General features: G+C 58.6%; 11 protein-coding genes. 2 read left to right on the forward strand and 9 right to left on the reverse strand.

Features of this window, described 5'->3' with window-relative positions; all coding sequences use genetic code 11:
- Positions 1–30: 30 nt before the first annotated feature.
- The 7 genes from VE934_RS13925 to VE934_RS13955 all read right to left on the reverse strand — a co-directional run bounded on the left by VE934_RS13925 (position 31) and on the right by VE934_RS13955 (position 7,561).
- The gene (locus VE934_RS13925; protein WP_324888483.1) at positions 31–1,548 is read right to left on the reverse strand and encodes a malonyl-CoA synthase; all 1,518 of its coding nucleotides are present in this window, start codon (positions 1,546–1,548) and stop codon (positions 31–33) included.
- Between the two features lie 25 nt (positions 1,549–1,573).
- Positions 1,574–2,356, reverse strand: coding sequence for an enoyl-CoA hydratase/isomerase family protein (locus VE934_RS13930; RefSeq protein WP_324888485.1), 783 nt, complete (start codon positions 2,354–2,356; stop codon positions 1,574–1,576).
- 18 nt (positions 2,357–2,374) lie between these two features.
- Positions 2,375–3,373 carry a tripartite tricarboxylate transporter substrate binding protein gene (locus VE934_RS13935; RefSeq protein ID WP_324888487.1) on the reverse strand — a complete coding sequence of 333 codons (999 nt, stop codon included), beginning with the start codon at positions 3,371–3,373 and terminating at the stop codon, positions 2,375–2,377.
- Positions 3,374–3,442: 69 nt separating this feature from the next.
- Entirely contained in the window at positions 3,443–4,924 is a 1,482-nt protein-coding gene (locus VE934_RS13940) for a malonyl-CoA decarboxylase (RefSeq protein ID WP_324888489.1), read from the reverse strand.
- Positions 4,921–5,589 carry a GntR family transcriptional regulator gene (locus VE934_RS13945; RefSeq protein WP_324888491.1) on the reverse strand — a complete coding sequence of 223 codons (669 nt, stop codon included), beginning with the start codon at positions 5,587–5,589 and terminating at the stop codon, positions 4,921–4,923. The genes VE934_RS13940 and VE934_RS13945 overlap by 4 nt, the downstream gene beginning before the upstream one ends.
- 215 nt (positions 5,590–5,804) lie before the next feature.
- A complete protein-coding gene (gene lgt, locus VE934_RS13950) occupies positions 5,805–6,620 on the reverse strand; it encodes a prolipoprotein diacylglyceryl transferase (protein WP_324888493.1) in 816 nt (271 codons plus the stop codon).
- Between the two features lie 29 nt (positions 6,621–6,649).
- Positions 6,650–7,561 carry a LysR family transcriptional regulator gene (locus VE934_RS13955; RefSeq protein ID WP_324888495.1) on the reverse strand — a complete coding sequence of 304 codons (912 nt, stop codon included), beginning with the start codon at positions 7,559–7,561 and terminating at the stop codon, positions 6,650–6,652.
- A 99-nt stretch (positions 7,562–7,660) separates the two neighbouring features.
- Here VE934_RS13955 and ilvD point away from each other — a divergent pair, with 99 nt between their 5' ends.
- The gene (ilvD, locus tag VE934_RS13960; protein ID WP_324888497.1) at positions 7,661–9,370 is read left to right on the forward strand and encodes a dihydroxy-acid dehydratase; all 1,710 of its coding nucleotides are present in this window, start codon (positions 7,661–7,663) and stop codon (positions 9,368–9,370) included.
- Positions 9,371–9,544: 174 nt separating this feature from the next.
- On the opposite strand, the gene VE934_RS13965 is transcribed toward ilvD, so the two are convergent.
- Positions 9,545–9,784, reverse strand: a complete 240-nt coding sequence (locus VE934_RS13965) for a TIGR04438 family Trp-rich protein (protein WP_324888499.1) — start codon at positions 9,782–9,784, stop codon at positions 9,545–9,547.
- Positions 9,785–9,902: 118 nt separating this feature from the next.
- Between VE934_RS13965 and VE934_RS13970 the strand changes: the two genes are divergently transcribed.
- Positions 9,903–10,217, forward strand: a complete 315-nt coding sequence (locus VE934_RS13970; RefSeq protein ID WP_324888500.1) for a c-type cytochrome — start codon at positions 9,903–9,905, stop codon at positions 10,215–10,217.
- Between the two features lie 90 nt (positions 10,218–10,307).
- Here the strand turns inward: VE934_RS13970 and acs are convergent, their stop codons facing one another.
- Positions 10,308–12,305 carry an acetate--CoA ligase gene (gene acs / locus VE934_RS13975; protein WP_324888502.1) on the reverse strand — a complete coding sequence of 666 codons (1,998 nt, stop codon included), beginning with the start codon at positions 12,303–12,305 and terminating at the stop codon, positions 10,308–10,310.
- Positions 12,306–12,329 lie beyond the last annotated feature (24 nt).

Genomic DNA, 12,329 nt, shown 5'->3' on the forward strand with positions numbered 1-12,329 from the left:
TCTGCTATCCAAACGATAGCACACCAGCCTTCACACGAACAAAGCCCCGTATTGCTCGCGCAGCAGGTTCTTCTGAACCTTGCCCATGGTGTTGCGCGGCAGCTCTTCAACAACAAAACACTTTTTGGGAATCTTGAAGTTTGCCAGTTGCGACTTCAGCACGGCCAGGATCTGATCCGGATTCACCACGCTACCCGGACGGGCTACAACAACGGCGACACCCACTTCACCAAAGTCCGGATGAGGCACGCCCACCAGGGCGCTTTCAGCCACGCCCTGCATGTCGTTGACGCAGGCCTCTATTTCCGCCGGGTAGACGTTGTAGCCGCCGCTGATGATGAGGTCTTTGCTGCGGCCGACAATGGAGATATAACCCCGGTCGTCGATCTTGCCTACGTCACCTGTCTTGAAGAAACCGTCAGCGCTGAACTCTTCTTTGGTCTTCTCCGGCATGCGCCAGTAGCCCTGGAACACATTCGGCCCCTTGACCTCAATGCCACCGATTTCCCCAGCGGACAGCGCCCTGCCTGCATCGCCGTGAATCCGCACAGACACGCCGGGCAAAGCGAAGCCGACAGTACCGCCGCGGCGCTCACCTTCATATGGATTGGAGGTCAGCATGGCAGTCTCAGACATGCCGTAACGCTCGAGGATGGTGTGGCCCGTGCGCTCCTGCCAGGCATTGAAGGTCTCGAGCAGCAGCGGCGCCGAGCCGGCCACGAACAGTCGCATGTTGCTGCAGGCCTCGCGGTTGAGGCCGGGCTCAGCCAGCAAACGAACGTACAGGGTGGGTACCCCCATGAAGACAGTAGCCTCGGGAAGCTTCTGCAATACCAGCTGCGGGTCAAATTTGCCCAGCCAGATCATTTTGCTGCCGTTGATCAAGGCGCCGTGCAGCGCCACAAACAGGCCGTGCACGTGAAAAATGGGTAGCGCGTGAATCAACACATCCCCCGCACGCCAGCCCCAATAGTCTTTGAGCACCTGGGCATTGCTGAGCATGTTGCCATGCGACAGCATGGCCCCCTTGCTGCGACCGGTGGTGCCGCTGGTGTAGAGAATAGCTGCCAGGTCATCCGACTGGCGGTGAACTATTTCGTGCTGGTCACTGCATTGCGCGGCGCGGTCCAGCAGCGAGCCGGTGCGGTCGTCGTCCAGCGTAAACACATTCCAGATACCCGCGCCAAACGCGATTTTGCTCACCCAGCCAAAGTTTTTGCGGCTGCAGACCACCACGGCAGGTTCTGCATTGGCGATGAAGTAAGCCATCTCCCCGCTTTGGTAAGCGGTATTGAGCGGCAAAAAAACATACCCCGCCCGCAAGGTAGCCAGGTACAACAACATGGCCTCTACCGATTTGTCGACCTGCACCGCTACGCGGGAGCCGGCTGGCAGCTGCAGGGACTTCAGCAAGTTGGCGAGCATCGCGGTTGCGCGCTCCAGATCGCGCCAGGAATAAAAGAGACCGTTGTCGGTCTCGACAGCAATCTCGTCAAGATTGTCTGGAAAGGCGGCGCGCAAGGCGGCAAAAAGATTGTTGTTTTTCATCTGGTACGGAGTTGCGAACAGTTAATCACCGGGCAAAATGCGGTGCCCGCTTTTCAACAAAGGCCATCACACCTTCGCGGTGCTCGGCTGAGGACGCATAGGCGTAAGGCTTCGCTATTGAATTGATAGCTGCCACCGCCCGTCCTTCCTGGGCAAAAGCCCTGAAGGACTGTTTATTCATTCTCGCGGCCTGGGGAGCCAATTGCACAATGCGTGCAGCGGTTTCCACCACCAGCGCATGTAATGCTGCGTCCTCCACGACTCGGTTGAGAAAGCCGCGCTGCAGCATGGTAGCCGGGTCGAGCACTGTGGCGGCCAGAAGCATCTCGCGTGCAGTGAGCTCGCCGGCTACGCGGCAGACCAAAGCAGCCTCGCGCGGCGCCATGGGAAAACCCAATTTGGCAATCGGCGCGCCAAACTTTGCGCTAGCGCTGGCGAAACGAAAGTCCGCACAACAAGCAACCTCTACTCCGGCACCCATGCAATTGCCCTCGATCTGCGCGATGACAGGGATGTCGCAGTCCAGCATCGACTGCAGGCCGGCCCAGACCTCGTTTTCGTGAAAGTCGCGCAGTGTTTTCTCATCAAACCGGAAATCCGGGTACTCGGAAATGTCGCCACCCGCACAAAAGGCGCCACCCTCCCCTGTGACCACCACACACCTCACGTCGGCGCGCCCTTGCAAACTCGCAAACACGTCACGCAAAGCACGCCACATCGCGCGTGACATGGCATTGAGCTTGCCTGGATGGGACAGCGTCACCCGCGCGATGGGGCCGTCCGTGGCCAGCAGAACCTTTCCCGACATCTCAGCGTGTTCTCATGCTCAGTCGAGCTTGGCGCCAGACGCTTTCACCACCTGGGTCCATTTTTTGACTTCGGCGTTGATGAAACTTGCAAACTGCGGGCCTGCCAGATTGGCAAACTCCGCGCCCTGACTCGCCCACACTGCTTTGGATTCGTCAGTCGTGCAGGCTTTGCGGATCTCGTCGATAGCCCGCGCCTGCAGATCTGCCGGCGTGCCTTTTGGGGCCCAGACCCCATACCAGGTCGTCACGTTGTAATCGGGCATGCCAACCTCAGCCGCAGAGGGCACATCCGGAAAAGCGGCGCTGCGCTTGTTGCCCGACACCATCAGTGCCTTGACGCGGCCGCCCTTGATGTGTGCAGCAGATGAACCGAGCCCATCAAACATCATGTCGACCTGGCCGCCAACAAGGTCTCGCAGCGAGGGACCGGCCCCCGTGTAAGGAATGTGGGTGATGAAGGTCTTGCTCTGTTGCTTGAACAGCTCCCCAGCGAGATGGTGTGAGGTGCCGGTTCCAGCAGAGCCGTAATTGAATTTGCCCGGGCTCTTGCGAACCAATTCGAGAAAGGACTTGAAATCAGGCACCGCCATGTTTTTGGGGTTGACTACCAAAACCTGGGGCACGTTGGCGACAAGAATCAGCGGAATCAGGTCTTTCTCAATGTCGTAGTCCAGCTTGGGGTACATGCTGGGGGCGATGGTGTGATGCACAGCACCCATGAACAGGGTGTAACCATCGGGCTGGGCCCGCGCCGCAATGCCGGCGCCAAGAGTACCGCCCGCACCACCGCGATTTTCAATAACCAATTGCTTACCCGTCAGCCGCGCGAATTGGGCGGACATCGGGCGGGCAAAGGCGTCCGTGCCACCCCCTGCGGGAAACGGCACGATCATCGTCACCGGCTTGGATGGCCAGGCAGATTGCGCCTGACTGCCCAAGGACAGGACCGCAGCACCAGCGGCGGCCGCTCGCAACATATCGCGTCTGGATGCATGGGGCAGAAAATTCGATGTCATGTTTGTCTCCTGTCATTGTTAAAAATGTCGAAATTCAGAACGGAAAAACAAGGCGATTCGCGGTTCGCTCTAAATATATAAGTCCTCGATGTCACCCGATACGGGCACTTTCCCCTGTGCCAATAACCCTCGATGCTTGTCGAGCTTCTTGAGGTCGTACAGGTAGTTGACCATCAGACCGAAAGACTGCTTCAAGCCTTTGGCGGATGGATCCCCCGCCCAGTTGAGCCGCTCAACCCGCGCGCCGTTACCCAGGTGAAAACGGGCAACCGGGTCTTGTGGGAGGCCGTCGTCCGTGGTGCGCCCGAGGTAATGCGCGGCGCAGCACAGCAGGATACGGCGCACGGGTGATTTTTCGTCGAGTGCCATTGGCTGCTCGGCGGCAGTCAGAAAGTGTTGTGCGCTGGGTGGCTCAAAACCCACGGCGCGTCCCAGCAAGGACAGCTCTTTTTCGTCAAGCAACTGCAACATGGCCGCAGCGTTCTTCCCCAACCAGTGACGGAAACCGGGGACAGGCGAAAGCGTTGCAAAAGTTTTGAGGCGCGGAAACTCGGCATGCAGGGTCTCCACCACACGCTTGATCAAAGAGTCGCCAAAACTGACGCCGCGTAACCCCGCCTGGGTATTGCTGATGGAATAGAAAATCGCCGTTGTTGCTTTGGCAATGTCGGTCGGCTCCGCAGACTCGTCCAGCAGCGGGGTAATGCTCGATGCCATGTCGTTCATCAACGCAACTTCAACAAAAATAAGGGGCTCATCCGGAATGCGCGGGTGAAAAAATCCGTAACAACGCCGATCGGAGTCAAGGCGGTTTTTCATGTCCGCCCAACTTTTGATGTCATGCACCGCCTCATACTTGATGAGCTTTTCAATCAGCGATGCCGGGGAATCCCAGCTGATGCGGCGAAGGTCCAGAAAGCCGACGTCAAACCAGGTGGAGAACATGTATTCCATCTCAACATCCAGCGCTTGCAGGCGCTTGTCAGCCTTGAGATAGGGCAGCATGTCGGCGCGCAAATCGACCAGAAAACGGATGCCCTCGGGGAAGGCACTGAAACGCTGAAGCAGCCGGCGTCTGGGAGACACCGTGGCGCGGCGGTAACGAACCTCGGCGACTGCTTCATCTGGCGTGCCCAGTGCCGCCGCCAATTGAGCCTGCGCCGCTTTGGCCTTTTGCGCGTCAGCCACAAACTGCTCGCTCATCAGCAACCACATGTCGCGCCGCTCATTGAGTGCGGCCTTTGAATACCAGCCTGCCACGCCTTTGGCGCGGCGCCCGCCTTCCACCTCACTCACCTGCGGATCGACGATGGCTTTTAATTCCTCCAGCGTACGCCGCAACACGCGCGGCGAGAGAGCCTCTTCTTTTTGCCGCAGGGTGGCCTGCAGGCGTTCCCGTGTGGAGCGGCCTGCCGATTGCGGTTGTGAAGAGACGGCGCTGCCTGACTTCTTCGCAGCAGTCGGGCTTTCAGACGCCGGCGTGGCTGTCGGCGCCTTTTTATCGGGCGCAAAACGCGCCACGCTGCGTGTGAGCCACTCGGCGGCACTCATGACGCCAACCTCGAGCGTTGACTGCGGGCCAGTTCGCGCAAGGCTTCGCGCTGGCGAGTCAGGTGGGTACGCATGGCGGCCTCGGCGCCATCGCTGTCACGGCTGCGGATAGCGGCAAACACGGTCATGTGCTCGGACAGGCTTTGCTGCAAACGTCCGGGGGCACCGAGCGACTTCAGGCGGGAGAGCTTGAGTATCTTGCGGAGATCGGCAATCGCCTGAGCAAGCCAGCGATTGTTGGCAAGGGTGATGATGGCCTCATGAATGGCGAAATTCGCCTCGTAATATTCCTGAATACGCCCCGCCCTGGCGTGGCTGCTCAGATGCTCGTGCAATGTCACCAACGCCGCCAGGTCGGCGTCGGTTGCATGCCGCGCTGCCTCATACGCACAGCGCCCTTCCAGCAAGGCAATGACAGGAAAAATGTCGTCCAGATCCTGCTCGGTAACCTCGTTGATGAAACATCCGCGCCGCGGCTCGTGCCTCAGCAGGCCTTCAGCGGTAAGAACCTTGAGAGCTTCACGTAAAGGCGTGCGGGAAATTTCAAGACGCTCGCACAACACCACCTCGTCCAGAAAGCTGCCCGGCGCATACACCCCCGCAAAAATCTGCTCTCGCAAGGTAGCTGCGACTTCCTGATGCAGTGAGTTTTGTACCAAACGCATGGGTGGGTGCTTATGATCGCTGGCGGAGGTAGCGAGAAAAGAATGAAGGCGGGCCTGAGCTTGACTGCTTGTAATTTTCTATAATTACGTGTAATTATGAAGAGGCAGGCGGCGCGAGGCAAGGTTTTTTAAACGGGCGGTATGTAAAGAGACTAAAGCCTGCCGCAGCACTAGCTGCGCTATTGAAGGCCGCGGCAGAACTGCAATTCAGCAGATCAACTAAGCGGCTGCCGCTTTTCCGCCCACAGCCACATCCATACGCCGGCAAGAATCATCGGCACGCACAACCACTGCCCCATGCTCATGCCAAGTGCAAGCGTGCCCAAAAAGTCATCCGGCTGGCGAAAGTACTCCGCAATAAACCGGAACACGCCGTAGCCGATGAGGAAAGCAGCTGAGACCTGCCCCATCTTGCGGGGCTTGCGGGCGTAGAGCCACAGCAACACGAACAGCAAAAGGCCTTCGAGCAGAAACTGGTAAATCTGCGAGGGGTGCCTCGGCTCCATGGACCCGCTATGTTTAAAAACCATGCCCCACGGAAGGTCAGGGCTGCTGAACCGCCCCCACAACTCGCCATTGATGAAATTGCCCACACGCCCGGCCGCCAGACCCGTTGGCACGCATGGGGCGATCAGGTCCATGACTTGTAACCACGGCTTTTTCCGCGTACGCGCAAACCAGATTTGAGAAACAAACACGCCCAGCATGCCGCCATGAAAACTCATGCCGCCTTGCCAGACATACAAAATTTCAAGCGGGTGCGCCAGGTAATAGGCGGGCTTGTAAAACAGGCAATAACCAATGCGGCCGCCCAACACCACTCCCATGACGCCCAAAAAGAGAATGTCCTCGATGTCTTTGCGACTCCATGCGGCATCGCCCGTCATGGACGCATACGGCTCGTGCTTTATTCGGCGCATGCCCAAAAACAAAAACAGTCCAAAAGCGGCCAGATAGGTCAGGCCATACCAATGGATGGCCAGCGGACCCAGCTGCAGGGCGACGGGATTGATGGTGGGGTGAATCAACATGCGGCTTATTGTGCCAGCGGGCTTGATGACTACCGGACCGGCGTTGCAAACTCCATAAAGCGTTGCAGGCAGGGGTTGATTGCCCCGGAAGGCCAGACAAGACTGGTTTCGCACAAAGGCACGCGCCGGCTCTTTGGCCCCGAGACACTTCTGTAAACCACGCCTGGCCGCTGAAACTGGCGGACACTTTGCGGCACCCAGGCAACACCGAGCCCTGCTGACACGAGGTTAACAATGGTTTGCATCTGAATCGCTTCCTGCACGATGTTGGGCGGTTGCGCCGCAGCGTGGTACATCACAAAAATGGCGTCGTACAGGGACGGCAGAATTCGCCGGGGAAAGATCACCAGAGGCTGCGCCAGCACCTCGTCCAGCAGCAAAGTCGTGGCCGATGCCAGCGGGTGATGCTCAGCCAGCGCCACCATCAAAGGCTCGGTAGCCACCAGGCGGCGCTCCAGTCCGGGGGGTGCAAACCCCGGCGAATGCAGCATGATGCCAGCATCAATTTCCTGCCGTCCAAAGGCCTGCAACTGCATATCACCTGTGGCCTCCAGCAACTCCAGTTGCACCCCCGGAAATTTCTGCCGAAAGGCCCTGACCCACTCGGGCAGCAACGAGAACCCGGCAGTGGACACAAAAGCCAGACGTAGACGCCCTTGCTCTCCTGCTTCGGCCGCACGGGCGAGCTCAGGCAGCGACTGAGCCCTTGCAAGCAGCTCCCTCACTGCAGGCAGCAGCGCTGCACCCGTCGCCGTCAAGCAGACACTGCGCTTGGTCCGGTCAAACAGGCGGACGCCCAGGACCTTTTCCAGATGAGCGATAGCCTGGGTCAGTGGCGGCTGCGTCATGTGCAGACGCGCCGCTGCCCGGCTAAAGTGCAACTCTTCCGCAAGGGTGACAAACTGGCGCCAGAGTCGCAGTTCGACAGTCGAATGATTCATATACCAAACATATTAATGCACTCCTAAAAATATATTGGAATCGATCAACTGCGCGGCGCATACTTTGCCTTTCCCTGCAATTACTACAAAAGACACCCCATGAATCAGCAAGACAAAGACGGCGCTGGCGACGCCATCAACCGCCGCAGCAAAAACATCACCGAAGGCACCTCGCGCGCGCCCAACCGTTCCATGTACTACGCCATGGGTTACGAGGCTGGCGACTTCAAGAAGCCCATGGTCGGCGTGGCCAACGGGCACAGCACCATCACCCCTTGCAACAGCGGCCTGCAAAAACTTGCCGACGCCGCAATTGCGGGCATTGAAGAAGCCGGAGGCAACGCCCAGGTGTTCGGCACGCCCACCATTTCTGACGGCATGGCCATGGGCACCGAAGGCATGAAATATTCGCTGGTCAGCCGCGAGGTGATCTCTGACTGCATCGAAACCTGCGTTCAGGGCCAGTGGATGGACGGTGTGCTGGTGGTCGGCGGTTGCGATAAAAACATGCCCGGCGGCCTGATGGGCATGCTGCGCGCCAACGTGCCCTCCATCTATGTTTACGGCGGGACCATCCTGCCCGGGAGCTACAAGGGCAAAGACCTGAATATCGTCAGCGTATTTGAAGCGGTGGGCGAGCATTCAGCCGGACGCATGAGCGACGAGGACCTGCTGCAGATCGAGCGCCGTGCCATCCCCGGCACCGGCAGCTGCGGCGGCATGTACACGGCCAACACCATGTCGTCCGCCTTCGAGGCTCTGGGCATTTCCCTCCCCTACTCCTCGACCATGGCCAACCCCCATGACGAGAAAATGAACTCAGCCAAAGAGTCCGCCAAGGTGCTGGTTGAGGCCATTAAAAAGAACATCAAGCCACGCGACATCGTCACTAAAAAGTCGATTGAAAACGCTGTTGCCGTCATCATGGCCACAGGCGGCTCCACCAACGCGGTGCTGCACTTTCTGGCCATCGCACATGCCGCGGAGGTCGACTGGACGATCGACGACTTTGAGCGCGTGCGTGTCAAGACGCCCGTGCTGTGCGACCTAAAGCCCAGCGGCAAATACCTGGCCGTGGACCTGCACAAGGCAGGTGGCATCCCGCAAGTGATGAAGACATTGTTGGCAGCCGGCCTACTGCATGGCGATTGCCTGACGATTACCGGACAAACCATTGCCGAAGTTCTGAAGGACGTCCCTGACGCGCCGCGTGCCGACCAGGACGTGATCCGACCCATCAACAACCCTATGTACAAGCAGGGCCACCTGGCGATCCTGAAGGGCAACCTTTCACCTGAGGGCTGCGTCGCCAAAATTACCGGCCTTAAAAATCCGGTGATGACAGGTCCCGCACGCGTGTTTGACGACGAGCAGTCAGCGCTGGCAGCGATTCTTGCGGGCAAGATTGTTGCGGGCGATGTGATGGTGTTGCGTTATCTGGGCCCCAAAGGCGGCCCCGGTATGCCCGAAATGCTGGCGCCCACGGGCGCGCTGATTGGCGCCGGGCTGGGCGAAAGTGTCGGCTTGATTACCGACGGACGGTTTTCCGGCGGCACATGGGGCATGGTGGTCGGCCACGTTGCACCGGAAGCGGCAGCAGGCGGCAACATCGCCTTTATCCAGGAGGGTGACTCCATCACGATAGACGCCAAGCAGCTTTTGCTGCAACTTAACGTCAGCGACGCGGTGCTGGCCAAACGCAAGGAAGGCTGGAAAGCTCCACTGCCCCGCTACACGCGCGGCGTTCAGGCGAAATTCGCGTTTAACGCATCAAGCGCCAGCAAAGGCGCGGTGCTTGACGATTATTGAGACCGGTAACACGCCACCAATGAAAAAGCCCCTGCAGAGGGGCTTTTTCATTTGCCAAAGCGAAGCGATCGGCTCTTATTCAAGCAGGGGCCGCGGATCTGGCTCCGCCAGGCCGCAGGCGCAGCGCCCCCTCGGGGGGCAGAGAGTTACACGCAGTGAGCGAACGTGGGGGCTCTATTTTCTTTTCTTGAGCATGCCCATCGCATCACGCTGCTTGTCAATACGCTCCTGCTTGCGCTTTTCCATCTTTTCCATGGCCTTTTTCTCGGTGAAGCCGGACTTGTCTGCCCACCACCACCAAACAACGGCCAGGCCAAAGGGTGAAAGAACCATCCACCAGCTCAAGGTGGCCACTGGCCCAATCTCCAGATATTTAAGCGCCAGTCCGACAATGCCAACAAGCAGAAAAAACATATAAAACTCCTGAAAATGCGGGGGACCCTTTACACAGCACACACAACAAGGTCAACACACACCCCTACAATCGCGTTAAACAACTGTAACCGAATCCATAACTCCCACGAGGCTCATGATGAAACGTATATTCCTGGCGATTGCTTCCATTGCGGCTGGTTTTGTCATCTCCACGCCAGCGCTGGCAGACCTGCCACTGGCGACTGCCAAAAACTGCATGACTTGCCATGCCGTGGCAACCAAGCTGGTCGGCCCCTCTTTTAAAGACGTTGCCGCCAAATACGCAGGCCAGAAAGACGCTGTGGACAAACTTTCCGCGAAGATTGTCAAAGGTGGCGCTGGCACCTGGGGGCCAGTGCCCATGCCAGCCAATGCGCAAGTCACGTCTGACGAAGCCAAAAAATTGGCTGCTTGGGTGATGACGCAGAAATAAGCGTTCCTTCATAAAAAAAGCCCGTTGATCCAACGGGCTTTTTTTATGGGCGCCAGGTGCTCAGAACTCCCTGGCTTGGGGCTCACCCGATCACTGCTTCTCGGCCAGTTGCTCAAGGATAGCCGGATTCTCCAGCGTTGAGGTGTCCTGGGTAATGGCTTCGCCTTTGGCAATGCCGCGCAGCAGGCGCCGCATGATCTTCCCGCTCCGGGTCTTGGGCAAGTTGTCGCCAAAACGAATGTCCTTTGGCTTGGCGATGGGACCGATCTCCTTGCCCACCCAGTCGCGCAGCTCTTTGGCAATCGCTTTGGCTTCTTCGCCGGTTGGCCGGGAGCGTTTGAGCACCACAAAGGCAACGATCGCCTCCCCCGTTAAATCGTCGGGCCGTCCAACCACGGCGGCCTCAGCCACCAGCGTGGAATGTGCAACCAGTGCAGACTCGATCTCCATCGTGCCCATGCGGTGGCCGGACACATTCAACACGTCGTCGATACGGCCCGTGATGCGGAAGTAGCCGTTGTCGATGTTGCGGACCGCACCATCGCCTGCCAGATAGGTCGTGCCACCCATTTCTTCGGGGAAATACGCCTTCTTGAACCGCTCGGGGTCGTTCCAGATCGTGCGAATCATGGAAGGCCACGGGCGCTTGACCACCAGCATGCCGCCCGAACCATTGGGCACGTCTTTACCCACCTCATCCACGATGGCCGCCATGATGCCGGGCAAGGGCAGTGTGCAACTGCCGGGTACCAGAGGGGTCGCACCTGGCAGCGGCGTGATCATGTGCCCGCCGGTTTCGGTTTGCCAGAAGGTATCCACCACAGGGCAGCGCTCGCCACCGATGTTTTTGTAGTACCACATCCAGGCCTCGGGATTGATGGGCTCGCCTACCGAACCGAGGATGCGCAGGCTACTCAGGTCAGAGCGCGCAGGGTGCACTTTTTCGTCACCTTCAGCCGCCTTGATCAAAGACCGGATGGCAGTGGGCGCCGTATAAAAAATCGTGACCTTGTGCTTTTCGATCATCTGCCAGAAGCGCCCGGCATTGGGGTAAGTGGGAATGCCCTCAAAAATCACTTGCGTTGCGCCCGCAGCGAGCGGTCCGTAAGCCACGTAGGTGTGTCCGGTGATCCAGCCAATGTCGGCGGTACACCAGAACACATCTGCGGGCTGGATATCAAAGGTCCAGTCCATGGTGAGCTTGGCCCAGAGCAAGTAGCCGCCAGTGCTGTGCTGCACACCTTTGGGTTTGCCGGTAGAGCCGGAGGTGTAGAGGATGAACAGCGGATGCTCGGCGCCAACAAACTCTGGCTCGCAAGTTTCGCCCTGCCCGGCCATGACTTCGTGCATCAGGCTGTCGCGGCCAGCCACCATATTGCAGGCCGTTGGCGTGCGCTGATAGACCAGCACGTTCTTAATGGACTCGCACCCGCCCATCGCAATGCCCTCATCCACAATCGCCTTGAGAGGCAACTCTTTGCCGCCGCGTAGCTGATAGTTGGCGGTGATGACTGCCACGGCACCAGCGTCCTGAATGCGCTCCTGCAGACTCTTTGCAGAGAACCCGCCAAACACAACAGAGTGCGTTGCACCAATGCGCGCGCAGGCCTGCATGGCGACCACGCCCTCCACTGTCATGGGCATGTAGATGATGACGCGGTCGCCCTTCTTGATGCCCATGGCCTTGAGCGCATTGGCAAACTGGCAAACCTTGGCATGCAACTCCCTGTAGGTGACGTTGGTCACCTTGCCATCATCACTCTCGAAAATAATCGCTTTTTTGTTTTCGGTGGGTGTACCCAGATGGCGGTCCAGGCAGTTGTAAGAAGCGTTGAGTTCACCGTCCGCAAACCACTGATAAAAGGGCGCGTTGGACTCGTCCAGTGTTTTGGTAAACGGCTTTTTCCAGCTCAGATTTTCACGTGCGAGGCGAGCCCAGAAACCTTCGAAGTCTTTGCCGGCTTCGGCGCAGAGGGCGTTGTAGCCTTCCATTCCCGAAATACGCGCCGCTTTGACCAAAGCCGCGCTTGGCGGGAACACCCGGTTTTCAACCAGCGTGGATTGAATGGCAGATGATGGTGTGCTCATGATGTTTTGTCTCCTCGGGTGGAT

Source organism: Polaromonas sp., assembly GCF_035638815.1.
In the GTDB taxonomy this organism is placed as follows: domain Bacteria; phylum Pseudomonadota; class Gammaproteobacteria; order Burkholderiales; family Burkholderiaceae_C; genus Polaromonas.